The 24,799-nt window shown below is 67.5% G+C and carries 21 protein-coding genes; 3 read left to right on the top strand and 18 right to left on the bottom strand.

What is annotated here, in order from left to right:
• Positions 1–45: 45 nt before the first annotated feature.
• From CSEG_RS09060 to CSEG_RS09035, 5 genes are all read right to left on the bottom strand, one after another.
• A complete protein-coding gene (locus CSEG_RS09060; protein WP_013078934.1) occupies positions 46–810 on the bottom strand; it encodes an alpha/beta fold hydrolase in 765 nt (254 codons plus the stop codon).
• Positions 811–1,524: 714 nt separating this feature from the next.
• Complete coding sequence (locus CSEG_RS09050; RefSeq protein WP_013078933.1) at positions 1,525–2,550, bottom strand: helix-turn-helix domain-containing protein; 1,026 nt, start codon at positions 2,548–2,550, stop codon at positions 1,525–1,527.
• A 4-nt stretch (positions 2,551–2,554) separates the two neighbouring features.
• On the bottom strand, positions 2,555–3,631 hold the full coding sequence (locus CSEG_RS09045; RefSeq protein WP_013078932.1) for an acetamidase/formamidase family protein: 1,077 nt from the start codon (positions 3,629–3,631) through the stop codon (positions 2,555–2,557).
• Between the two features lie 13 nt (positions 3,632–3,644).
• Entirely contained in the window at positions 3,645–4,448 is an 804-nt protein-coding gene (gene ygiD, locus CSEG_RS09040) for a 4,5-DOPA-extradiol-dioxygenase (RefSeq protein ID WP_013078931.1), read from the bottom strand.
• On the bottom strand, positions 4,445–5,668 hold the full coding sequence (locus CSEG_RS09035) for an aromatic ring-hydroxylating oxygenase subunit alpha (protein WP_013078930.1): 1,224 nt from the start codon (positions 5,666–5,668) through the stop codon (positions 4,445–4,447). Before CSEG_RS09035 ends, ygiD begins: the two co-directional genes overlap by 4 nt.
• 273 nt (positions 5,669–5,941) lie before the next feature.
• Here CSEG_RS09035 and CSEG_RS09030 point away from each other — a divergent pair, with 273 nt between their 5' ends.
• From CSEG_RS09030 to CSEG_RS09020, 3 genes are read left to right on the top strand one after another with little or no spacing between them, the layout of a single operon-like run.
• Entirely contained in the window at positions 5,942–6,799 is an 858-nt protein-coding gene (locus tag CSEG_RS09030; protein ID WP_013078929.1) for a TauD/TfdA dioxygenase family protein, read from the top strand.
• A 22-nt stretch (positions 6,800–6,821) separates the two neighbouring features.
• Complete coding sequence (locus tag CSEG_RS09025) at positions 6,822–7,655, top strand: oxidoreductase (protein ID WP_013078928.1); 834 nt, start codon at positions 6,822–6,824, stop codon at positions 7,653–7,655.
• A 22-nt stretch (positions 7,656–7,677) separates the two neighbouring features.
• Positions 7,678–8,163 (top strand): VOC family protein, encoded by a 486-nt coding sequence (locus CSEG_RS09020; RefSeq protein ID WP_041538254.1) that lies wholly within the window; start codon positions 7,678–7,680, stop codon positions 8,161–8,163.
• Here the strand turns inward: CSEG_RS09020 and CSEG_RS09015 are convergent, their stop codons facing one another.
• The 13 genes from CSEG_RS09015 to CSEG_RS08960 form a co-directional block, all read right to left on the bottom strand.
• Positions 8,164–8,970 (bottom strand): NAD-dependent epimerase/dehydratase family protein, encoded by an 807-nt coding sequence (locus CSEG_RS09015; RefSeq protein ID WP_013078926.1) that lies wholly within the window; start codon positions 8,968–8,970, stop codon positions 8,164–8,166.
• Entirely contained in the window at positions 8,967–9,779 is an 813-nt protein-coding gene (locus tag CSEG_RS09010; protein WP_013078925.1) for a TauD/TfdA dioxygenase family protein, read from the bottom strand. Before CSEG_RS09010 ends, CSEG_RS09015 begins: the two co-directional genes overlap by 4 nt.
• 12 nt (positions 9,780–9,791) lie before the next feature.
• Positions 9,792–10,286: a flavin reductase family protein gene (locus CSEG_RS09005; RefSeq protein WP_013078924.1), complete on the bottom strand. Its 495-nt coding sequence runs from the start codon at positions 10,284–10,286 to the stop codon at positions 9,792–9,794.
• Positions 10,283–11,671 (bottom strand): zinc-binding metallopeptidase family protein, encoded by a 1,389-nt coding sequence (locus tag CSEG_RS09000; protein ID WP_013078923.1) that lies wholly within the window; start codon positions 11,669–11,671, stop codon positions 10,283–10,285. The genes CSEG_RS09005 and CSEG_RS09000 overlap by 4 nt, the downstream gene beginning before the upstream one ends.
• 3 nt (positions 11,672–11,674) lie before the next feature.
• On the bottom strand, positions 11,675–12,301 hold the full coding sequence (locus CSEG_RS08995) for a cysteine hydrolase family protein (protein WP_013078922.1): 627 nt from the start codon (positions 12,299–12,301) through the stop codon (positions 11,675–11,677).
• Between the two features lie 23 nt (positions 12,302–12,324).
• Entirely contained in the window at positions 12,325–13,389 is a 1,065-nt protein-coding gene (locus CSEG_RS08990; RefSeq protein WP_013078921.1) for an LLM class flavin-dependent oxidoreductase, read from the bottom strand.
• Positions 13,390–13,422: 33 nt separating this feature from the next.
• A complete protein-coding gene (locus tag CSEG_RS08985) occupies positions 13,423–14,727 on the bottom strand; it encodes an MFS transporter (protein WP_013078920.1) in 1,305 nt (434 codons plus the stop codon).
• A 61-nt stretch (positions 14,728–14,788) separates the two neighbouring features.
• Positions 14,789–17,203, bottom strand: coding sequence for a TonB-dependent siderophore receptor (locus CSEG_RS08980; protein WP_013078919.1), 2,415 nt, complete (start codon positions 17,201–17,203; stop codon positions 14,789–14,791).
• Positions 17,204–18,144: 941 nt separating this feature from the next.
• Entirely contained in the window at positions 18,145–19,128 is a 984-nt protein-coding gene (locus tag CSEG_RS08975) for an alpha/beta hydrolase (protein ID WP_106907132.1), read from the bottom strand.
• 7 nt (positions 19,129–19,135) lie between these two features.
• Positions 19,136–22,222, bottom strand: coding sequence for an efflux RND transporter permease subunit (locus CSEG_RS08970; protein ID WP_013078917.1), 3,087 nt, complete (start codon positions 22,220–22,222; stop codon positions 19,136–19,138).
• Positions 22,219–22,866 (bottom strand): efflux RND transporter periplasmic adaptor subunit, encoded by a 648-nt coding sequence (locus tag CSEG_RS21560; protein ID WP_053463740.1) that lies wholly within the window; start codon positions 22,864–22,866, stop codon positions 22,219–22,221. Before CSEG_RS21560 ends, CSEG_RS08970 begins: the two co-directional genes overlap by 4 nt.
• On the bottom strand, positions 22,815–23,333 hold the full coding sequence (locus CSEG_RS21555; RefSeq protein WP_053463739.1) for an efflux RND transporter periplasmic adaptor subunit: 519 nt from the start codon (positions 23,331–23,333) through the stop codon (positions 22,815–22,817). Before CSEG_RS21555 ends, CSEG_RS21560 begins: the two co-directional genes overlap by 52 nt.
• Positions 23,323–24,747, bottom strand: coding sequence for an efflux transporter outer membrane subunit (locus CSEG_RS08960; protein ID WP_013078916.1), 1,425 nt, complete (start codon positions 24,745–24,747; stop codon positions 23,323–23,325). Before CSEG_RS08960 ends, CSEG_RS21555 begins: the two co-directional genes overlap by 11 nt.
• Positions 24,748–24,799 lie beyond the last annotated feature (52 nt).

The raw sequence follows: 24,799 nt of genomic DNA, 5'->3' as shown, positions 1-24,799 counted from the left end.
AAAAGTCGAGCCGCGGGGGCTCTGAATAACTAGGTGCGGCGAAACCTACTTGGCCGAGACGCCTTGGGCCGCCGCCTCGATCACCGCCGCCACCGCCTTGGGTTGGGAGACGAAGACCACGTGGCTGCCCTTCACTTCGGTCGCCTTGGCGCCGATGCGGCGGGCGGTTTTGCGCAGGAGCTCGGGCGCGATCGCACCGTCCTCGGTGGCGACCACGGCCCAGCTGGGCTTGGTCTTCCAGGCCGCGACCGTCAGCTTGGCGCTGAGCGCGGCCATCGCCACGGGATTTTGCGAGGCCTGCAGGAAGGCCGCGTCTTTCTCCGACAGATCGCCGGCAAAGCCTGCCCGGAAGCTCTCAGCCTTGAGAAAAGCGAATCCGTCCGGCGTTTCCTGGGGCTGGAAATTGGGCGGCGGCGGGATGTCGGCGTACTGGTCAAGCACCGATTGGCCGACGTCCGGCGCGAAGGCCGCGACATAGACCAAGCCCGCGACCTTGGGATTGTCGCCAGCCTGGCTGATCACCGCTCCACCATAGGAGTGGCCGACCAGGATCACCGGACCGTCTTGCCGGGCGATCACGCGGTTGGTGGCGGCGACGTCGTCGGCCAGCGAGGACAGCGGGTTCTGGACGATGCTCACCTTGTAGCCGTCGGCGGTGAGCCGGTCGTAGACGCCGCGCCAGCCCGCGCCGTCGGCGAAGGCCCCGTGTACGAGGACGACATTCTTCACAGCCGGCGCGGCGGGCTGGGCGAAGGCCGACGCCGTGGCGGTCAGGGCCAGAACGCTGGACAGCAGAACGGTCTTAAACATGGTCAGCTCCTCGGATTTGATTATTGCGGTATTTGTTATCGTGATATCCAATTGCCCTCAGCCACGCCGAACGTCAAGCGCAATAATGTTTATTGCGATATCTTTTTGAAGGGGCGCCCTTGGGGAGTGAGGCCGGAGGCACGGCGAAGAACGCGCTCTCTCTCACGCCATAGCAACGAGGGCTTGGCCGTCGGAATGATCTTTCGTTTAACGGTCGAAGCGCGACGAGAAGGCGCACGTCCGCCTTCCGTCGTGGTCTGCGGCCCGAGGGGCTAGATTGGGCCCGACGCTGAGAGCGCTGAGCTGACCGGGCTCACCCAAAAACCGGTCTGCCATTTTCGACGTCGAACGCTTTAGATTGCCGCACCGTCGTTGCAAGCCGGGGTTTAGGCGTCGCCTAGCAAAGGCTTCCCAGCGCGGCTTTGGGATCGGTCAGGCCGGTGAGCTTTTTGTCCGTGACCACGGCATGCTCCTGGGCTCGCGCCTCAACGGGTGTCCGCGTCCCCAAGAAGCTAGCCGACCCGTGGCGGCGCAGAATCTTCAGGCAGGATGTCTCTTGGCGCGCGAGCCCTGCGCGGTAGATCAAAACGTCCGTATCTCCAGCTCGGTCGCGCCAGTTGGCGACACAGGGAGCGTTCTAGAAACGCGACATTGGGCGAGGCCGCTGTTTGATCCGGGTCACCGACGCGGACCAACTTGGCGCGGCTTCTCACGCTATGAGTTCAGTGCGCTCAAACTCGGGACGACGGACGCCGGCTTCAGCGCAAGTGCGGACGTAAGATCTCTGGACACACCAGCCTCGCACGCGTTCCTGAATTCACGTGGCGACCGGCCGTACTGTTCGCGGAAAGCTCTGCTGAAATGCGCCGAGCCGTTGAAGCCCCAGCGAAAGCAGATCTCCGAAATAGAAAGCCGCGCATGTTGCGGACTGGCCAGATCGATCCGGCACCGCTCCAGACGACGCGAGCGCAAATAGTGGCTGAAGGTTTCGTTGGCCGACGCGAACAGCTTCTGCACGTAGCGTGGCGAGACGCCCTCCTCGTCCGCCACGCGACGGAGCGACAGGTCCGGATCCGGCAGCAGGGTCTCGATGGTTTGGCAGAGGCGCTGCAGATGCGCCGTCGGGGTCGAAGGATCCAGAGCGTCTGACGCAGCCGCCCCCCGCTCCAGCAAGCACTGAGCCAAGAATTCCGTCAGAGCCAGGTCGACCGGTCGCAACTGATCGACCGACAAGTTCTCCAGTTCCTCGGCCGTACCGCGCAGCAGGTCGGACAGGATGCGCGGCACGCCCTCTGATCCCTCCAGCCACCCCACGCGCAAGTTGAAGGGCTTGATCAGGCGGTGATCCAGGGCCACGCGAGGCGCGCGGACGAAGAGCAGGCGCGAGCGGGTGTCCAAGCGAAGAGCCGCCGCCTGCCCCGTGGGGCCGAAGGCGATGTCCCCGGGAGAGACGCCGACAGCCAGATCGTCGGTCACCAGGGTCGCTTCGCCATGCAGCAGAACCGCCAGCCACACGGCGGCGGGCTGCCCCGAAAGTCGGCCCGAAATCGTCTGGGCGCCGGCTTCGACCAGGGCGAACTCGATGCCCAGGGGGGAGGTCAGGCAGATCACCGAAGCCGCGGCCGGCTCGCCGGCCGACAGTCCCTCGATCGGCAGGCCCAGGCGTCCCATCGCATCACGCCAGGCCTCGGCCCGCTCGGCGCGGGGATGGCTTTCGGTGCTAAACGACCAAGCCTTCATCGTCCTATTCCTTGAGCTTGGGGAAGATGTCGCGGGGAATCCTGACGTGGCAGCCCTGGGTGCCATCGACGACCTGGGTGACGCCAAAGTCCGCGGCCACGCTCATCAGCGAATAGGCGTCGTTCTTCGACAGCCCGACCTGCTCGCTGAGCAGGCTCAGCATCTTGGTCGAGGCGTCGCGCATGGCCAGGTTCAGGTCTTCATTGAAGCCATGGACGATCCACCACTTTGGCGTCTCCAGCAGGGGGCCGGGGGTCTGGATGTCCTTGCGCAGGACGATCTGCATCAGGACGTTCAGCGAGCTCTCGATGGCCGTGCCCGACAGCTCGCCATCGCCCTGGCTGACGTGGGGGTCGCCGATGGAGAACAAGCCGCCGTCGACTTGGACAGTATAGTACATCGTCGCCCCGGCCCCGATGCGCCAGTTGTCGATGTTGCCGCCGTGCTCGCCGGGCGGAATGGTGCTGACGCGGCCGTCGACCGCCGGCGCCACGCCCGCGGTGCCCAGGTGCGGCCGGGCCGGAATCCGGATCCCCTCCAGGGCCGGCTGGCGGTCGCACTCGGGACAATGGGTGATCGTGCCGGGGATCAGATACTTGCCCTCGAAGTCATAGGCGTAGAGCGCGCTGGCGGTGTTGGTGTTCGGATCCAGCTCGTAGATCGTCACCCGCTCCTTCTCGCCGAACTCCTTGTAGAGATAGCCCCAATTGGCCGCGAGGTTGGAGCCGTAGTTGTTGCGCGGAACCATGCGCAGGTAGCGCACCTCCAGCACATCGCCAGGCTTGGCGTCCTCGACGTAGATGGGCCCCGTCATGATGTGGACGCCGGGGTTGCGGTCGTCCTCGGGGATCTCCTTGAAGATCCGCGTGACGCCTTCGTCCATCATCAGCTCGGGCGCGTCGCCGGCATGGTGGGTGATCGCCTCGGCCTGGACCAGGTCCCCGCTCTTGATACGCAGCGACGGCGGCGTCGAAGGATCGAAATAGCCCCAATGCACCGTTTGGGGCGTGGCCTTCAGGGTGTGCAAGGCGCCGGGAACGACGTCGGGACGGGTCTGGCCGGGTTCGCAGATGAAGGGCATCGGGTCTCGGTCCTCAGGCGCTGGCCAAATGGGGGATGGAGAGCGTGACGGAAGTCATGCTCAGCGAGCCGTGCTCGATATGGTCGGGGGCGAAGGTCGGGACGTCGCCGGGCAGGCGCGCGCCCAGCACGTACAGTAGCGGCCAGTAGTGGTCGGGCGTCGGCACGGAGCGCTTGGCGTCCTGGCCCTGGCTCTCGAAGTCGACAGCGCGCTGCGGGGCGTCCTCGACGATGGCGGTCTTGATGTAGTCATTGAAGCGCTGCGACCAGTCGTAGGGCGCGCAGTTCCGGTCGCCCCAGTCCATGGCCGGCAGATTGTGGACAATGTTGCCAGTGCCGACGATCAGCACGCCCTCGTCGCGCAGGGGCGCCAGGCGCTGGCCGATCTCGTAATGCCAGGCGGGCGGTTTGCTCGCGTCCATGCTGAGCTGCACCACCGGCACATCGGCGTCCGGGAACGCCTTGCCCAGGACCGACCAAGTCCCGTGGTCCAGGCCCCAGGCCTGTTCGTCCATCGCCACCGGCGTCGGGCTGAGGATTTCACGCACCCGCGCGGCCAGCTCGGGCGAGCCGGGCGCCGGATACTGCTGATCGAAGAGCGCCTTGGGAAAGGACGCGCCGAAGTCGTGGATTGTGCGGGGCCTGGTCATGGCCGTCACCGCGACCCCGCGCGTCAGCCAGTGGGCCGAGACGCAAAGGATCGCCTTGGGCTTGCCGACAGCGTCCCCCATGGCCTTCCAGGCCCGTGTGGTGTCGTTGGTCTCCAGCGCGATCATCGGGCTGCCGTGACCGAAGAAGATGACGGGCAGACGGCTCATGCGGCGGCCTCCGTATTGGCGGCGGCGGGCGCCTCGCCGGCTTTCAGGGCGGCCCAGGCCTTCTGGTAACGCGGCGTGAGCCAGCGGTTGAACTGCACCTGCGCCCCCTCCTGCCAGGAGTAGCGCCCCCGGATGGCGAACCGCGAGCGCAGGCCCTGCTGGACCAGTTCGTCGACATGCATGTCCTGGGCGATGATCTTGCCGGCCGAGGTCATGATCATCTCGAGGCGCTCCTCGAAGCCGGGGCTCTCCGTGGCGCCAGGCGCCACGAGGATTCCCGTGTCCTGCTCCATGGTCTCGGGACCGGTCGGGCGCAGGATCAGGTAGATGACCATGTCGCTGGTCATCACCAGCGACAGCGTCGGCGGGATGTTGGCGAAGGTGGCGCGGTTGCGGTCCTCGTCGGTCAGGTTCGGGAACACCGGCAACACCGCCTTCTGCGTCGGGTTGAAGCTGGCGTCTCGGTGCAGCGTGCCGTTGTAGCGCAGAAAGCCGGCGTCCCCCTCGCCCGCCTCGGGGAAGCTGCACAGCTCGCTCGGAATGAAGTCGTGCAGCGGGCCCCGGTGCAGCTTGCTGGCGTGGTAGCCGTCGTTGTTGTTCTCGAACATGACCTTCCAGTTCCAGGCGAACTGGCCGGTCATCGGCGGGGAGAGCCCATCGGCGTTCGAAAGGTCGTAATTGGCCACCGCCGCCTCGACGGTCGTCAGGCGCGGCGCCAGCGGCGGGGCCTCGGCGTCGAAGTTGATGAAGATGAAACCCAGCCAGACCTCGACCTTGAAGGTCGGGAGCTTGATGGCCTTCTTGTCGAACTCGCAGGTGCGCTCCATGGCCGGGGCGTTCACCAGGTCGCCGTTCAGCGAATAGACCCAGTGGTGATAGGGACACACGAAGCCGCGCGTATTACCCCTGCCCTCGGCCACCAGCATGGCCCGGTGCTGGCACACAGCCGACATCGCCTTGATCTGGTTGTCGCGGTTGCGCGTGACGATGATCGGCTCGCCGATGATCCGCGTCGTGAAGAAGTCTCCGGGCTCCTTGACCCAGTCGACGCGGCCCACGCACAGCCATTCGTGATTGAACAGCGCCTCCTTCTCGAACTCGTAGAAGTCGGCGTCGACATAGCAGGCGGGCGGCAGGGTCTCTGCGGTCTCGACGTCCCGCATCGAGCGTGACAGGCCTTCGAAGAAGACATCGCTGAGAAGGGGCGGCCGCGGGCTCATCGTGAAGCGCTCTACAAGGGCGGAAGTCGACCATCACGCTAGGACCGCACCGTGAGCCGGTCTTGCCTCAGCGCGCACGAAGAGTTGGTCAGCAACCGCCCTCCATGGCGCGACGCCGGGTTTGCAGGCGCTCGGCGCCCCGGAGACGCCTTTGGCGCCCAATCCAGGATCACATCCGGCGCCGTCAAGAAAGCTGTCGTGCGCGTTGAGACAAGACCGCCACCCTCGCCGCGCCTAGGGTCATGTCGTGCACATCGCCCCACGGAGGATGCCATGACGCCGACCGCAGACATCGCCATCAAGGACCTGAAGCCGGGCTTCGGGGCCGAGATCTCCGGCATCGACCTGGCCTCCGCCCCCGACGCGGCCCTGGACCAGGTCGTCGACACCTTCCACCGCCATGGCGCCATCGCCCTGCGCGGCCAGAAGATGACGCCCGACGACCTGATGCGGTTCATCGGACGGTTCGGCGATCCGGAAGACCACACCCAAACCCGCTTCACCCTGCCCGGCTATCCGAAGATCTTCATCCTCAGCAATCGCGTTGTCGATGGAAAGCCGATCGGCGCCCACAATGACGGCGTGGGCTGGCACACCGACTACAGCTACAAGCCCGAGCCGGTCATGCTGACCATGCTCTACGCGGTCGAGGTCCCTGACGAAGGTTCCGACACCCTGCTGGCCGACGGCTGCGCGGCCTGGAACGCCCTGCCCGCCGACAAGCAGGCCCTGCTGGAGGGTCTTCGGCTGCACCACAGCTATAAGCACTTCATGGCCACTCGCCAGTTCGGCCAACAGCAGACCCTGTCGCCCGAGCTGGAAGCGGCCAATCCCGACGTCGAACACCCGCTGATCCGCACCCATCCGGCGGATGGTCGCAAGGCGTTGTGGCCCTCGACCGGCACCGTCACCGAAGTGATCGGCATGCCGGGTCCTGCAGGTCTGGCGCTACTGGACGAGTTGGTCGAGTTCATGACCGAGGAGCGGTTCGTCTATCGCCACAAGTGGCGGGTCGGCGACCTGCTGATGTGGGACAACCGCTGCACCCTGCACACCGGCACGCTGTACGACGACACCAAGTACATCCGGACCATGCACCGCCTTTGGGTGAAGGGCGACAAGCCGTACTGATCCCGCTTTCGGTGGAGTTGGCATGACCAAGACCTGGATGATCACCGGCGTCTCCGGCGGCCTGGGCCGCGAGATCGCCCGCGCCGCCCTGGAGCGGGGCGACGTCGTCGTCGGCACTGTGCGCAGGCCCGAGGCCGTCGCCGCGTTCGAAGCCCTCGCGCCCGGGCGCGCGCACGGCGTCGTCATGGACGTCACTGACACGGCGGCCATCGCCACCGCCGTCGCCAAGGCCGAACGCGCGACCGGGACCATCGACGTCCTGGTCAACAACGCCGGCTATGGACTAGTCGGCGCGGTCGAAGAGGCGTCTCTGGACGAGGTTCGCGCCCAGTTCGAGGTCAACGTCTTCGGGCCCCTCGCGGTCCTGAAGGCCGTCCTGCCCGCCATGCGCGCGCGCCGCGCGGGCCGGATCATCAACATCACCTCGGTCTCGGGCCTGGCCGTCTGGGCCGGCACGGGCGTCTACTGCGCCAGCAAATGGGCGCTGGAAGGCCTGACCCAGACCCTGGCCCAGGAAGTCGCGGAGCTCGGGATCCTGGTCGTCAATGTCGCGCCCGGCGGGCTGCGCACGGACTTCGCCACGGGCTCCAAGGTCATCGTGGCCGACAAGCTCTCCGACTATGACGGCCTCGCCCGCGACGCCGAGCGGATCATGGCCGATCACGCCGGCCAGGAACCCGGCGACCCGGCCAAGGCGGCCCGGGCGATCCTGACGATCGCCGATGTCGAGGCCCCGCCGATGCACCTGCTGCTGGGCGAGGACGCCCTGAAGTACGCCGGCTACGCCGCCCAGGGCCTGGCCGCCGACATCGAAGCCTGGAAGGCCCTGAGCCTCTCCATCGGCTTCAACGACTGACCCCCAAATGCGAGCGCAAGCCTTGACCAACACCCTGATCTTCGTCGACCTGGCCTCCGATGACCCGTCCGAAGCCGGCGACTTCTACGCCAAGGTGTTCGGCTGGCAGAACGACGCCCGCCCAGAGGGCGTCTACCACCGCATGGTGCCGGGCGGCTTCTTCAAGAAGCCCGACGGGACCGACAGCGAGATCGGCAACCTGCACCTTGGGATTTTCAAGGCCGCGAACGCCCGCCCTCATCCGGAACCCGAAGGCGTCGAGCCCCGCGCGCTGAGCACCGAAGGCCGCAAGCCGCGCGTCTGGGTGCTGATCAGCGACGACGACAGCGCCGACCGCATCCTCGGGACCGCCGAAGAGCTCGGCGCCAGCGTCCTGTGGCGGAACCACTACTGGAAGGAATTCAACGGCTACAACCACGCCTTCCGCGACCCCTGGGGCAACGAGATCGTCCTGTGGGGCAAGGCGGGCCCGGATCCGCAGATCCCGGCCGACTTCACGCGGGAATAGTCAGTCGACGCGCCCGAGATCGCCGACGAAGCCCTTGGCGCAGTACCCGCCGCCCTGGAACGGCGCGGCGGCCGGGGCCTCGGGCGGCCCGGCCATGATCTCGGCCGCCCAGGCCTCGGCGTTATCGCGGGGTTGATAGCCGAGGAAGGCGACCGCCGAATTGTCCCAGAAGGTCCGCGTGTTGGCCGAGACGCCGTAGACGGTCGCATAGCCGAAATCGGGCGCCTCGACGCCACAGCGGACCAGCTCGACCATGTCCCGCGGGCTGATCCACACGGCCAGTTGGCGCGGGTCCGACGGCCGCTCGCGATAGGCGCCGATGCGCAGGGACAGCACCTGCAGGCCGAACTTGTCGGCGTACATCCGGCCCATAGCCTCGCCGAACACCTTGCTGACGCCGTAGTAGCTGTCGGGGCGAGGGACCAGCGTCTCGGCGGTCGGCGTCTCGCGCCGATGGAAGCCCGCCGCGTGATGCGACGAGGCGAACAGCACGCGCTTGATGCCAGCGAGCCGCGCGGCCTCGAACAGGTTGTGGACGCCGACGATATTGGCCGGCAGCACCTGCTCCCACGCGTTGGTCTCGGGCTCGACCGGAACGCCGGCCATGTGGACGACGCAGTCGATCCCGGCCATGGCGGCGGCCAGGCCGTCGAGGTCCAGCAGGTCGACCCGCACGGTCTCCTCGCCCTGGCCCGGCGCCGACAGCGGCGCGATGTCGGCGAGCCGCATCAGGGTGTAGCGGCCGGCCAGCCCCTCCCGGATCGCCGAGCCGATGCCGCCGGCCGCGCCCAGCAGAAGAACTCTCAAACCGGCTTGTCGCCAGCGACCGTCACCCGATAGCCCGTGCGGGTGTCGGGGAAATAGTCCCAGATCGCCTGGTGCCAGGTGCAGCGGTTGTCCCAGAAGGCGACCGAGTTCGGCTTCCAGCGGAAGCGCACCTGAAAGTCCGGATTACTGGCGTGCTGGTAGAGGAAGTTCAGGATCGCGTTGCTCTCGGCCTTGGACAGGCCGGCGATGTGGGTCGTGTAGGACGGATTGACGAACAGGCTCTTGCGGCCGCTGACCGGGTGGGTGCGCACGATGGGGTGGGTGGAGCAATTGTACTTGCGGTCGATGTCCGGAAAGATCGCCTTGTAGACGGGATTGGCGTCGTGCACCGCCGACAGGCCTTCCAGATAGGCCTTCATCCGGTCCGACAGGGTGTCATAGGCCCAGTACATGCTGGCGAAGCAGGTGTCGCCGCCATCGTCGGGCAGGACCTTCATGTAGAGGATGCTGCCCAGCGGCGGCTCGGGATCGCAGGTCAGGTCCGAGTGCCAGTTCTCGCCGGCCACGAACTTGGAATTGGCATCGGCGTGGATGGCGACGATCTCGGGGTGGTCCGGCAGGCCCGGCACGCCCGAGTGGATGGCCAGGTTCCCGAACTTGCGGCCGAAGTCCTTGTGGGCGTCGTGCGACATCTCCTGGTCGCGGAAAAAGATCACCTGGTACTGGGTCAGGGCCTGATGGATCTCTTCGAACTGACGGTTCGAGAGCGGCTTGCCCAGGTCGACGCCGAAGATCTCCGCGCCGATCCGGCGGGTCATGGGCTTCACGTCGAGCACGTCGTAGGCCATCCGGCCGCCTCCCTAAGCGTTGAGAAAAGCGCCGCGCACATAGACAAGCGGCGTCTTGGTTTCGTCGGTCACCACGCGCAGCACGCGTCCGACCAGGATCTCGTGATCGCCGCCGTCGTGGGCGTCGCGCAGTTCGCATTCGATGGCCGTGACACAGCCGTCCAGCAGCGGCGCGCCACACATCCCGGCCTCGACGGCCGTGAGGGCGAAGCGGTCGTCGGCCCCGCTCTTGGCGAAACGGTAGGCCAGGTCGCCCTGCTCCCGGGCCAGGATGTTGACGCAGAAGGTCCCGGACTGGCTCAGCGCCGCCAGGGTGCGGCTGTCGCGCTTGAGGCAGACCATGACCAGCGGCGGGTCCATCGACACAGAACTGAAGGCGCTGACCGTCGTGCCGACCAGCCGGCCGTCGTGGCAGGTGGTGACCACGGTCACGCCCGCCGCGAAACTGCCCATGGCCTTGCGGAAATCGGCCGGCTCGGGCGCGTGTGATTGGGGCGCGGCGCTCATCCTTCGGTTCCGAACGGGTTATCGGGATAGACCGCCGACGCCGGTCGCGCGACGCTCTCATCGGGGCCGGCGCGACCGCAGATCGCCAGGGCTGTCAGGGCGTAGATGAGGGCGCTGTCGACCAGATCCTTCGGCGTCGGCCGCCAGCGGCGGAAGCCGGTGGTGATGGCCGGGATGCGGTGCATGTTGAAGACATTGTGGTCTCGCCACATGCTGGAATATACCCGGTTGGCCAGGGCGACGGGATGGCCGAGACCCAGCTGGGTGGCCACGTCGACGGCGCCGACCAGCGGGGCCACCTCGGCGGCGTCGGCCTCGAAGCCATGGCGCACCACGACCGGCTCGATGTCGATGCGGCCCAGGCCGGCCTCGCGGACCAGGGCCTCCAGCGAATGCTGAACGTCGGCGACACGCTGCTTGGGCGTCAGGCCCACCTCCAGATAAAGGTTGACCAGCTCGGTGCCCGCACCGAAGGCATAGGGAATGCCGCCCCGGATCGAGGCGATCTGCGACTTGGGTTGGGCCACGCCGCCAGGGCTGTCGTAGCGGCTGTTCTTTTCGTACTCGCCGCTCCAGGCGTGGATGGCCTCGGTCAGCTTGCCGATCTTGTAGATCGGGTTGGGATGCTGGGCCGCCGTCGCCGGATGCTCGAGCAGTGGCGTGAAGACGCCCTCCCCCCAGACCTGGAACCGGAACACCGCATAGCCGCACCCCACCCAGGTCAGGCCGAAATCGCAGCCCTCGGCGGCGATGGCGTAGTCCGGCGCGACGCCGCCATGGTGGAAAAGGTAATGGGCGCCGATGTCCTTGCCCATGTAGGCGACGCCCCGATGCTCTTCGATCGGTTCGGGACCGATCTCGCCGGGACAGGCTGTCAGGTACATCTTGCCGGCCAGTTCGTAACCGGCCTTCTTCAGCGCCTTGGCCGCGATCAGGAAGCAGCTCATCGGCCCGCGGTCGTTGGCGATCGGATAGCCAAACAGCTTGCCGTCCTCCAGCCAGCACTTTTCCCACTCGGGATTGGCCAGGGTCTCGGGCGCGTACTTGTAGGCGTCCAGGTCAGGGTTCCAGGTCGGAGCCTCGGTGTCGAGGTGGGCGGTGAACAGCAGGTTCTTGCCGACACCCTTGCCGCCGTGCGTGCCGATGATATTGGGTCGCTCGGGCGTCGCCCCGACCTTGCGCGGCGAGAAGCCCTCGCGCGCCATCCAGTCATGGACGTAGTTGGCGACCTCCAGCTCCTTGCCGGACGGCGCGGGAATGTTGCCCAGGGTCAGGGCCAGCTCGACGATCTCGGCCTCGTCGATGGCGGCGGCGATCGCCGCGCGATCGGCCTCGGTGACCTTGTAGGGGGCGCTGGCGCCCAGGTTCGGAAATCCATCGGCCATGGGTCAGACGCTCCAGGCGGCGGCGATCGCGGCCGTGTCGGTCAGGATCGCGCTGTTCAGTTCCATCACCTTCAGCGAGGCGGCGTGGATGTCGGCCTCGTAGGCGGCGCAGGCGTCCGCAGCGACGAAGACGTGATAGTCCAGGCTGAAGGCGTCGCGCACGGTGCTGTCGACGCAGCACTCGGTGGTCAGACCAGCCACGACCAAGGTGTCGACGCCAAGCGCCTTCAGGCGCGCGTCGAGCTCGGCGCCGCCGAAGCCGCTGTAGCGCGTCTTTTTCACCACCGTCTCGCCGGGCAGGGGCTTGGGACCGTAGAAGTCCGAGCCGACCTCGCCCTCGCGGCACAGGGCGCTCTCGTTGTCCGGGTCGCCGCCGCGACGGCGCATGCGCTCCTTCCAGCTGGCGGAGTCGGTCTCGGGCGTCGTGAACAGGCCCACGAAGACGACAGGAACGCCCGTCGCCCGGGCGGTCTCCACCAGCCGCTCGGCCGCCGCGACGGCCGGCTGGACGACGGCCATATCGACATAGGCGCCCAGAGCGCCTTCGGGCGAGGCGAAGTCGACCTGCATGTCGATGACCAGCACCGCCGTCCGCGACGGCGCGATCCAGGCTTTCAAATCGTCGGCCATGCCCGCCGCTGTCGTCATCGCATTCACTGAAACACCGCCCGCAGGCCCGGCAGGATCTCGGACCCGAACATGGTCAGCCCCTCGACATAGTCGGGGAAGATCATCATCAGGCCGTCCAGTTCGCAGTAGCGCAGGAACGTCTCGATCTGCTCGCCGCAGGTCTTGGGCGAGCCGACCACGGTGTGGGTCATGAACGCCCCCTGGGCGGCCGCCACGCTGGAGAGCTTCTCGGCCGGCACGCCCCAGCTTTCCAGCATGGCCAGGATGGCGCCCATGTCGGCGCCGCTCTTGTAGTGCTCGACCTTGGCCTCGGCGTCGGCGTCCGTGTCGCCGTGAACGACGGTGCACATGGCGAAGGTCTTGATGCTCTTGCCCATCGCCTCGGCGGTCTTCTTGGCCCGCAGCGAGGCGTCGCGTCGCTCGTCCGGGGTGCGGCCGCCGATGAAACAGATGTCGGCTTCGCGCACCGAGAACTGGAAGCCCCGGTCGCTCATGCCGGCGCAGACCAGGTCCGGACGCGGCTTGGACAATGGCTTGGGCTTGGACTGGCAGTCCTTCATCGTGAAGTACTTGCCCTGGAAGTCGACGCTGTCCTCGGCCCACAGCCGCTTGACGATCGTCGTCCACTCCTCGGTCAGGGCGTAGCGGTCGTCGTGGGTCAGGGAGTCATCCCACGCGCCCATCTGGTCGAACTCGCCCTTGTAGGCCCCCGCCACGATGTTCAGGCCCGCGCGACCGCCGCTGATGTGGTCCAGGGTGGCGATCATCTTGGCCGCCACGGCCGGGTTCTGCAGCAGCGGATGGATGGTCGCCCAGATCTTCACGGTCTTGGTGGCCTCGGCGATGCCGGCCATCATGGTCACCGACTCCAGAGCCGTGCCCCAATGGTCGGTCTCGCCGCCGAAGCCGCGGAACTTGCCCATCGACATCACGAAATCCATGCCGACCTCATCGGCCTTCACCGCGGCGGCGCGGTTCTGAGCGTAGAGCCCATCGAGGACCGGCGCAGTCTTGGAGATGATCCAGCCGCCGTTGGCGACCGGCAGGAACACTCCGAAGTCCTTGTGCTGAGAAGGGCGGTGGAACATGGCGTTGCTCTCCTTGTTCTTTGGTCTTGGTCCCTACGCGGCGTCGCGCAGCAGGACAGGCGTGGGCGCCGGGACGGGCGCGAGCGTGCTTTCCTCGATCGTCTTGCGCGGCGGGCGCATGAACAGCGCCGCCACGAAGATCACCCCGATCACGGCGGCGAAGACCTGGAAGGTCGGCGCGAAGCCGCCCAGGTGGTCGCGCATGAAGCCGCCGATCACCGGCCCCAAGGCCGAGACCGCGCCAACCAGGCAGACCATCGAGAAGAGCTCGAGATTGTTCTTCCGGCCATAATAGTTGAGCAGCAGGATGCTGACGGCCAGCACGGTCATGCCGAAGCCGACACCCACGCCGAGAGCGAAGATCACCATCATCGGCCAGGTCACGGCGTTGGCCAGGGCCAGCAGGCCCGCGGCCATCATCCCTTGCGCGCCCGCGAGCAGCCAGCGCGGGTCGATGCGGTCGCCCAGCAGACCGCCGCTCATGCGGGCCACGACCTGCATCAAGGATTCCAAACTCAGCGCCGCGACCGCCACGGCCGAGGCCACGCCCATCTCGCTGAAGTGGCTGGGCGCCAGGCTGACGGCGGTGACCCCACCCAGCAGATGGGCGAAATAGGCCGCGACAATGACGTAGAATTGCGGGGTGCGGATCGCTTCCTTGACCGTCCAGTCGACCTGGGTGCGGTAGACTCGGGCGTTGGCCTGCTGGGCGGCCGCCTCTTCGGCCACGGCCTTGTCGGTTTCGACCGCGGCGCTGTCCAGCCAAGCCTTGGCGGGAACCAGGGCGGCGGCCAAGACCCCCACCACAGCCGAGGCGATGGCCTGCCAGACCCAGTACGGCCGCCAGGCGCCGCCGGCGATCTCCATGCCGACCAGGGCCATCCACGGACCAGCGACGCCCCCCAGCGAGCCGATCGTGAAATAGACCCCGAACGGCAGGGCCCGCTTCTTGAACAGCATCGACAACAGATGCGTGCCAGGGATCAGGGCCATCATCTGGTAGCCAACGCCCAGCAGGGCGGTGCCGAAAAGATAGATCGGCAAGCCGCGCGCCACCGCCAGGCAGATGAAGCCGGCGATCATCACCGCCGAACCGACGATGATCGTGGCCCGCACGCCAATCTTGCGGATCAGCAGCGCCGGCAGCCACGACGAGCCGCCGCAGAAGGCGCCCAACAGCGTAAAGCCAAGGAAGGCCGAAGCGAAGCTCCACTGCTGGTCCTTGATCATGGCCGGCAGGACCACGCCCAGCGACGAGAACGTCGAGGCGGTGATCAGGAACAGGAGAAGGGAAAGAGCGCCCAGGAGAGTCCAGGAGCGCCATTGGATCGTCGACATCGCATCGAGCCTCCATGCAAGCTCGCGGCGCATCCCTCGCTGGGGCGCGCCGCGCGGGGAACTAGAACTTTCGAGACAGGGTCACGCGCCACTCGCGCCCCTTGCTGGGCAGCGCGCCGAGGTTGGCGTAGCTGTCGGCGTCGGGCGTGAAGTAGAGCTTGTCGAACAGGTTATCGACATTGAGCGTGGCCGTGTACGGACCGTATTCGTAATAGACGCTGCCGCTGGCCACCCAGTAGGCGGGATAGGTCACGGCGTTCTGGACGGTGCCTGAGGTCTTGGTGACATGCGTCACGCCCAGCGTGCCGCCGACCTTGCCCCACTCATGCTCATCGCTGGTGTAGGCGCCGTACAGGCTGACCACCGACTTGGGGATCAGGGTGTAGTCGTAGTCGCCCGAGCGGCCCGGCAGGCTGCTGAACGCCCACACCACATAGGTGCCGCCATAGGCCTGCGCCCCCGCCACGCCGGCGGTGTAGGCCGGGATGTACTGGAACGAGTTATCGGGCCCCTTCACCGTGGTGTGCTGGGTGTTGCCCGAGAAGGTGAAGCTGAGGTTCTCGCTGGCCAGCCAGCGGACTTCCAGCTCCACGCCCTTGGCCCGGGTGCCGGTCGGCGTTCCGGTGATGCCCGTCAGCTGGGTGCGGTTCTGGCGATAGCCCGCCAGCGAGCCGACCAGCGTGCCGCGCAGCCACTGGAACTTGAAGCCGGCCTCCGCCAGGTCGCTGTTGGACAGCCAGGCGTCGCTGGCGTCGGCCACCAGGCCCGGCGCGATGTCGCCCGCCTGGCTCATCTCCAGGGCCGAGGCCTTGGCGTAGGTGATGTAGGGCATCACGCCGGCCGGGGCCTTGTAGGTGGCGCTGGCGCTGTAGGTGAACTTACCCTTGCTGGCCTTTTGCTTGCCCGTGATCTGGTAGCTGAGGAAGCCGGTGTCTTCCGAGGTGACGTCGTAGTCGTCGTAGCGGCCGCCCAGCATCAGGTTCAAGCGCTCGCCGACCTTGATGTCCGTCATCGCGAACACGCCCGTCTGGGTCCATTCGCTCTTGTTGTCATTCTCCCACTGCAGGCCCTGCACGCCGGCGCCGGTCTCGGTCGAGAACGGGCTGTCGACGATGTCGGTCGGCGTGGCCCCGAAGCTGATGTCGCGGCGGTCCAGCGCGATCATGCCGCTGTTGTAGCTCTCGCGACGGCGGCCGTCGAAGCTGCGGTAGGACGCGCCGATGAACGACTTGGAGCTGATGATCCCCATGTCATAGGCGAAGTTGTAGGTGAGGCGCGCCTCCCACACCGAGCTGTCGAACCAGGCCGGATAGCCGTAGCTGACAAAGCGCTTGTTCTCCTGGTCGTCGTAGAACAGCTGCAGTTTGATCGTGCTGTCGGGCGTCAGCGACTTGGCCAGGTCGTAGTAGAGGGTGTTGGTCTGCGTCTTCGAAAAGTCGGCGCCGCTGATGTAGACGGTGCGCGGGTCAAGCTTGGTCGTTCCGACGCCGGTGTCCAACGTGTGTAGGGCGTTGCTGTCTGGATAGCCGTAGTAGGCCAGGTATGTGGCGCTACCGTACGGATAGAAGCCGACCTCGTTCGGCGTCAGGCGACCATTGCCGTCGGTGTCCTTCAGCGTGGTGTCGCGGCCGGTGATGTAGGTCCGGTTGTCGATCAGGGCCTGGGTCAGGCGGTTCCAGCCCGGCGTCTGCACGTCACCGTCCGAGTGGTAGTACATGCCGCCGAACGCCGTGGTCCAGCCATCGCCCAGGTCGAAGTCCGATGAGGCCTCCAGCGTCTGACGGCGCGGATAGATGCCCTTATAGTAGCTGTGGCTGTCCTCGACCTCGCCATACAGATAGACGCCGCCGGTGACCGAGCCGAAGTTCGCGGGCAGGCCCACCTGGGCGATCGCGTTCTTCTTGTTGTACGAGCCGTAGGTCACCGTGAACTCGCCGGTCGGCTCGGTCAGGTAGCCGCCCTCGTTCTTGCCCGACTTCGGGATGAAGTTGAGCATGCCGCCCACCTTGCCCGAGCCGTAGATCGGGGTCGGCGGACCGCGCACGATCTGGATCTGGTCGGCCGCGCCGATCGGGGTCGAATAGGTCCCCCGGTTCTCGATGCGCTTGAAACCGCGGAAATAGTTCTCGGCCAGGGTGCCGCGAATGTTCAGCGCGCCCGGCACGCCATAAAAGCTGGCGGTGTAAGTGCCCGGCGAGACGGCGGTCAGGCCATCGATCGTCTCGATGCCGTAGCGCTGTAGCGTCACGTCGCTGACGAAGCTGGCCGAGCGCGGCGTCTCCAGCAGCGGCTTATCAATGCCGAAGACGGTGTTGTTGGGCTGCTTCTCCAACAGCCCCGCCTTGTCACGCGCCTTGACCACGACCTCGTCGACAGTGTCGGACGGCGTTGCGGCCTCGTCGGCGAAAGCGATTTGCGCGTGCGCCAGCAACACAAGGGCGGAACAGCCCGCCATCAAAAGCCGGTAGTTCGACATGCGGTCCTCATGCGAGGCTGTCGCGCCCACCGCCTGCGGCGGTTATCCCCAAGGACGACACCTCCAGACCATCATCAACCGGTCAGGCGCCCCGGCGAGGCGAGCTGCCTGACATTTCACTCAAAATGTCCCTCCAGCATGCATCTTGGGCCGTTGGCGACTTCGAAATCAGCGGGATGGCGCTGAAATTTGCTTCAAGGCGAACCAGACGCGCCTCAAAGGCGTCCATACCAGAGCACGATCGCTGCGGGATGCGAGGGGCGCCATGCGCCTGAGAGCTGGCCGTCGCCGTGGAGGCGCAACTCAGCTAGCCCTCCAGAACCCGACCTTCCAAACGTCGGCGAAGAGTCGGCTTCCTCGTTCACAAGACCTGAGTCGCCGCCCTCCCCGTCCGCAACCGGGGCCCCGGTCGGAGTGGATTAGTGGCCTCGGCGGCGCTGGCGGCTCCGTCGCGCTCTAGCGGAGTTGGCGCCCCTTGTCGGATGAAACTGATCACTACGAGTACGCTATCGTACTCAAACGCCCTCCGAGGACCGACAAGGGACGTCCGAGGTTGCGGAAGAAAGCCCCCTCACCTTCCGGCATAAGGTCCAAGGTCCCCCTCCCTTCACAGCCGTTCGGATGGTCCTCTTAACGCCGGATGCGAAGTCGAGGCCTCCGCCTGGCTCGCCACTTGCAGTCAACTCAGGCGCAGGTGCGGGTCCTAGTTCCAGCTTCGACCCAGGCGAGGAGATCGGCGGCGGCGTAGATCACCCGTCCGCATCCTTCTTGAAGACCGGTCCAGTGCGCGCCTCCCTCGAGTGCGCTAAACACACCGCATTCTCCACGTAGATGCCGTCGGTGCATCCACCCCATCGCTCTCTGCCGTGATTAGGCGGTTCGCTTGTAAACGGCCGCCAGCGACAACGCGCCTGCTTAAACTGTGCCGACTCGCATGGGCCCTAGTTCGCTGGCGTTTGATCGATCACCCCCCTAGCCCACAACCATAGGTCCAAAAGTTCGGGCCAGGTCTGCAGGATCGGACTGCCGCCGCCAAGGCCGCTGCCATGACGGCCGTCAGCGAAGGCGTGCAGTTCAGCGGGCACGCCGTGGTCGACCAGCGCTTGGTAGAAGCGCGTGCTTCCCCCAACCGGAACAAGCTCATCGTTTGTCGTGTGAAACAGGAACGTCGGCGGTGTTTTGGCGCTGACATGGGCCAGGGGCGCGAACTTGGAAAACTGACTGGGCGTGCAAGGCGCCTTCAAACGTTGAATGAAGTCGCAATAGGACGAGCCCCCGTCGGCCCTTAGCTGAGCGCCTTCCAGCCAGGGATAGACCAAGACCAGGAAGTCGGGTCGGCTGCTGGCGCGCTCGACCGGATCCTCGGCCTGTGGCTCACCTGGGGTGGCGTCGACCGCCGTGGTGGCGGCAAGGTGGCCGCCGGCGGAAAAGCCCATCATGCCAATCCGGTTGGGATCCACGCGAAAGTCACCCGCGTGCGCACGCACGAACCGCATCGCCCGGGCGCCGTCCGTCAGCGGTATCGGGAGCATGGCCTTGGGCCCGACCCGGTAGGTTAGGACAAAGGCGGTGACGCCGCGGGCGGTGAACCAGGCGGCCGGCTCGGCTCCCTCCAGACGTGACGCGAGGCCGATATAGGCGCCGCCCGGCGCGATCACTACGGCGGCCCCGTTCGGTCGCGCGATAAACGGCCGATACACGGTCAAGGTCGGCGTCGAGGCCGCTGTCGCGTCCCCACCTCCCGGCGCCGCGTCGGGCCAGAGCCGATACGAGGTGTTCGTCAAAGCGCCCGGCGTTGGGGCCGACGTCAGCGTGGTCTCGGCCGCGCGCGAAGCCTGCGCCTGAACGACCGCAGATAGGCACAGGGCCAGCGTGATTCCAAACTTCACCATCGTCGCCTTCCTCCGGATCAGCGTCATCGTCATCGCGCCGTCAACCCAATGCCTTGCCCGGCGCCGTCTCGACAATCGGCGCGTCGTCCCCGGGGCTCCGCGCCGTCACCAAGCGCGATAGGCGCGCCTTCAGCCAGCGCTCGACATCATCGACGAACTCGTACGCCGCCGGAACCAGGACCAGCGACAGCAGGGTGGAGCTCACCAGCCCGCCGATCACCGCGATCGACATCGGCTTGCGGAACGCCGCCCCCTCACCCAAGCCCAGCGCCGTGGGGATCATGCCCGCGATCATCGCCAAGGTGGTCATGACAATCGGACGGCCCCGTTCGCGGCAAGCCTCGTGCAGCGCCGTCCACCGGTCCATCCCCGCCTTCTCTGCCTCAATCACGAACTCCACCAGCAGGATCGAGTTCTTGCCCGCTAGGCCCAGCAGCATCAGGAGCCCGATCAGCACCGGCAAGGTGATGGGTAGGCCCGCCAAGGCCAGGCCGGCGAAGGCTCCCAGCGCCACCAGCGGCAGGGCAGACAGGATGGTGATCGGCTTGAAGAGGCTGTGGAACAGCAGGCACATGACGCCGTAGATCAGGAACACCCCTGCCCCGAGCGCCCAGACGAACCCACCGAACGCTTCCTGGGTCTGCTCCATGTCGCCGGCCGCGACCTCGGTGATCCCCGGCGGCAGCCTGCGCATGGTCGGCAGGGCGTGGATGGCGGCGAAGGCCTGACCCGTGGTCACCCCTTCGAGATCGGCCTCGATCGAGGCCCGGCGCCGGCGGTCCTGCCGGACGATCTGACCAGGTCCCGCTTCGAAACCGAAGTCGGCGATCGCCGACAGCGGCGTCGACTTGCCGTCCAGGGTCGGGACGCGCAGAGCCCCCAGGACCTGCGGATCCTGGCGAGCCTCGCGCGCCAGCCGCACGCGGATCGGGGTGCGGCGCTCGCCTTGGGAGATCTTGGCGACGTTGGCGTCGATATCGCCGATCGTGGCCACTCGCAGCACCGAGGCCAGCGCCCGGGCGTCGACGCCCAGGCGCGCGGCTTCGTCCAGGTGCGGCCGAACCACCAGCTCCTTACCTTGCGGCGCGGGCGCGGGACGCACGCCGGAAATCTCTTTGAGGGCCGCCATCTCCCGCATCAGCTGCTCCTGGGTGCGGGTCAACAGGGCCGGATCATCGCCGGTCAGGGTGATCACCACGTCGGCGGCCGCAAAGCCCGTCTGGGTGGCGATCCTCACATCCGGGATCTGGCGCAGCAGCGGCCGCACCTGGCGCATGAAGGTGTCGGTGTCGCGCGCCCGGTGATCGGCCAGCACCACTGTCAAGATCGCCTCTGACAGCGCATTACCGTCGCCGACCACGGCCATCACGTGATGCGTTTCCGGCTGGGCCATCAGGGCGCGGGTGGCGGCGGCCACCGATTGCTCCATGGCCGCCGCGCTGGCGCCGGGCGGCGCGGTCAGAGTGATGTAAAAGAAACCCGCGTCCTGGGTGGGCTGGAAGCCGATCGGCCGTGTCGCCGCCAGCCCCAGAGAGGCCACCGCGGCCAGCGCGCCGATGCCCGCGGTCTTCCAGCGGTTCTTCAGCGCCCAGTCGAGCGTGCGACGATAGAAGCCTGGCATGCGCTCCACCACCGCATGCCCCGGGGGCTTGGGCTTGAGGAAGTAGGCGGCCATCACGGGGGTCACCAGGCGCGCGACCAGCAACGAGAAGCTCACCGAGATCGCCACCGTCAGGCCAAATTCGCGGAAGAACTGACCGACGATACCGCCCATGAACGAGACCGGCAGGAACACCGCCACGATGGTGGCCGTGGTGGCCACGACCGCCAGGCCGATGGCGTCGGCGCCGACCAGCGAGGCGCGGTAGGGACTAAGGCCCGCCTCGATGCGCTTTTCGATATTCTCGATCTCGACGATGGCGTCATCGACCAGGATGCCGATGACCAGGGTCAGGGCCAGCAGCGTCAGGCCGTTGAGCGAGAAGCCCAAGAGCTGCATGACCGCGAAGGTGGGGATCAGCGATAGCGGCATGGCCACCGCCGCGATCGCCGTGGCCCGCCAATCCTTGAGGAACAGGAAGACCACCAGGGCGGCCAGGACCATGCCCTCGATCAGCACGTGCAGGGTCGAGGAGAAGCTCTCGCGCGTCTGCTTGGCCGTCGACAGCACCTCGGTGAAGTCCATGTCCGGGTGGGCCTTGCGCAGCTTGGCGATCGCCTCTCGCACCGAGCGTTCGGCGGTGACGTCGCTGCCCTGGCGGGTCTTCTGGACCTGGAAGCCCACGACGGGCCGGCCGTCCAGGCGCGCGAAGCTGCGCTCCTCGGCCGCCCCCTGGGCAATTTCGGCCACGTCGCTCAGGGCCACATAGCGCCCCCCGGCCAAGGGAATGGTCAGGTTGCGGATCGCTTCGGCCCTTTCGGCGGACGCCAGGACCCGAATGGTCTGCTCGCCCCCGCCTAGGGCCGCACGTCCGCCGGTGTCGTCGAGACTGGCCTGGAAGAGGGCGTTGTTGATCTGCGGCGCGGTGACCCCAAGGGCGGCCATCCGGTCCGGGTCGAGGATGACATTGACCTCCTGCTCGACCCCGCCGACCCGGCTGACCTGAGCCACGCTTTTGCCGCCCTGCAGGGCGCGCGAGACGGTGTCGTCGACGAACCAGGAAAGCTCGGCGATCGACAGGCCGCCGCCGCTGACCACGTAGGTCAGGATCGGGGCGCTGTCGAAGTCGACCCGATCGATGGTCGGCGGGTCGATCCCCGGCGGCAGCTCAACCCGGGTGCGGTCAACGACCGAGCGCACGTCGTCGACGGCCTTTTGCAGGTCCACGCCCAGCTCGAACTCCACGACCGTCGAGGAGACTCCTTGAGTGACCGTCGAGCTGACGTGACGAACCCCCGCGACGCTGGCGAGCCCCCCCTCGATGGGCCGGGTGATCTGCTTTTCGATCTCGGAGGGCGCCGCGCCGTTCTGGGTGACGGTGACGCTCACCACCGGGACGGCGGTATTGGGCAACAGCTTGATGGGCAGTTGCAGGAAGGCCGCCGCGCCGGCGATCAGCAGGCCGGCGAAAAGGACGACGACCGGAATCGGGTTGCGGATGGACCAGGCCGAGACGCGAAGGATCACAGGCCCACCCCCGGATGCGCGGCCTGCGCGACCGCCCCGTCGCTCGCCTTGACCTTGTCGCCGGGCAGCAGCAGCGCCCCGCCCGACAGCACGACGCGCTCGCCGCCGCGCACGCCTTGGACGATCTCGACGCGATCGCCGCTCAGCAGGCCCGTCTTGACGGGGACCTTACGCACGCGCTCGTCTTCGCCGACGACCAGGAGGCTGGCGCCGTCGCCATCATAGAGCACCGCGCTCTGGGGCGCGGTGAGCGCCTGGCGCGGACGGGCGTTGATGGTGGCTTCGGCAAAGCCCCCTGGATGCAAGGCGTCAGACAGGGGCAACCGCACGCGCACGCGGCCCAGCCTGGTCTGGGGATCGACCTCCGGCGAGACCAGGCGAACCGCGCCCGACAAGGTCTGGCCGTCCGGCAGGCGCACGCTGGCGCGCGCGCCGGGAGACAGGCCGCCCAGCCGGGTCTCCACGGCCTCGGCGTCCAATTCGATGAGGCCGTCACGGACCAGGCGGAACATCACCTGACCGGCGGCCGCGACTTCGCCGGGACGCACGGACCGCGACAGGACCCGGCCTGACACCGGCGCGCGCACCACCATCATCGACTGGCGAAGGCGCAGATCGGCCAGGACCGCCTGCGCCTGGGCCAAGGCCGCCTTGGCGCTGCGCGCCTGCAGCGCGCGCGCTCGGCGACGGCCTCGGGCGACAAGGCGCCGACCTTATCCAGCCCCGCGACCCGCGCGGCTTCCTGCTGGGCGCGCTCGGCGGCCACCGCCTGCTGCTCCACGACCGCCGCCTGCTGAGCGATCTGGCCGCGCAACAGGGCGTCGTCCAGCACCGCCAGCGGCTGCCCCGCGCGCACGCCGTCGCCCAGATCCGCCAGCACCTTGGCCACCCGATAGCCGTTGAGCTCGGTCGAGACCGCCGCCTCCTCGCGCGCGACCAGTGCGCCCGATAGGCGCAAAGGGTCGGCCAGGGTTCGGGTGTCGATCCGCGCCACGCGGGCGGCGTGTTCGACGACCGCGCGGGGCGCCGGTTCAGGCTTTGAGCACGCTTGCAGGGCGAGCAGCGACAGGACGCCGGCCAGGCCGGCGCGCGAACGAGGATCAGCGATCATGGGAGGTCTCGAAAGCAAGCTGCATGACCTCGGCCGGCGACCACCCGCCGCCGAGGGATTTAAAGGCGAGGACCGCGTCGTTCAGTACAGCGGCGCGACCGGCGATCAGGCTCGCGCGCGCCTGGCGCCAGACCCGTTCGGTCTGAAGCAAGGCGGTGGCGTCGACATAGCCGGCCCGGAAGCCCTGATCCTGGGCGTCGAAGGCCGCCTTGGCCTGGCGTTCGGCCTCGGCCAGTTCGACGAAGCGTTCGCGATCGGCCCCGAAGGTCACCAGGGCGTTTTCGGTCTCGGCGTAGGCCTCTCCAACGGCGCGTTCATAGGCGAGCACGGCCGCCTCGGCCTGCGCCGAACGCAGGCGGCTCTGCGCGCGCAACCTGGGCAGGTCGAGGACGGGCGCGGCGAGGTTGGCGCCGAGCGTCCAGACGCTGACGCTCGGACCCGCTTGCGGCCGCGTCGCGGTCAGGGAGGGGATCAGTGACAAGGTCGGCAGTTGCGCCAGCCGCGCCGAAACCACCCGGCCCGCGGCGGCCTCGACATTGGCCTGCGCCCGGCGCAGGTCGGGACGCCGGATCAACAATTGCCCCGGCGCCAGGGTCGGCGGCGTCGGCGGCTCCAGATCGGGGTGTTGCAACGGCAGGGCGTCGAGCGGATCGCGCGCCTGGCCGACCAGAACCATCAAGGCCCGTCGCTGCACCTTGGCCTGCGCCTGCAGCTGGGCCGCCTGGGCCTTGGACGAGGCCAGCTCGGCGCGAAAGCTGGCCGCGTCAGCCTGGCTGAGGATGCCCCGATCGGCCTTCAGCTTGGCCACCCTGGCCAGGTCGCCGGCGATGCGGGCGGTTTCCTCGGCCTCCCTGGCCTGGGTCTCCAGCGCCCGGGCCTGGAAAAGGGCCTGAGCGACATTGGCCGCCAGGCTGACCCGCGTGGCCTCGAAGTCGAAGGCGGCCGCCGCCAAGGTCGCATCGGCGCTCGTGCGCGCCGCGCCGCGCCGGCCGATCACGTCGATCTCCCAGCTGACGTCCCAATCGAGCACCTCAAGGTCGGCGCGCCCCTCACCGGGACGTGTCTTCTGGCGAAGGGCGCTGACCGACGGCGTTCCCTGCGGACCAAAGCCGCTCAACGCCCCCTGTCGCACCGCGCGCGCCTCTGCCAGCGACGCTTGCGCCGCGCGTGCGTCCGGACTGCTGCGGAAGGCTTGGGCGATGAGCGCGTCGAGTTGCGGATCGCCGAACCCGGCCCACCAGCGCTCGATGAACGCCTGGGGCGCCTTCGGGTCCTGGGCCTGGCCTGACGCCGGCCCGGCATAGGCGGCGGGCAGAGCCACATCCGCCGCGCGCAGATGGGCGCCGCATCCGGCCAAACCACTGGCCGCCGCTACCGCCGCGGCGATCGCCGCCCCTCGCCTGCCCCGACTCATCAACCCACCCTTATCGTACGCTATCGTACGATTATAGAAGTCGAGACCGGCC

It is taken from the genome of Caulobacter segnis ATCC 21756 (assembly GCF_000092285.1).
Lineage (GTDB): Bacteria > Pseudomonadota > Alphaproteobacteria > Caulobacterales > Caulobacteraceae > Caulobacter > Caulobacter segnis.
The sequence above is the reverse complement of the archived record's forward strand: the minus strand, read 5'-3'. Positions and strand labels throughout refer to the sequence as shown.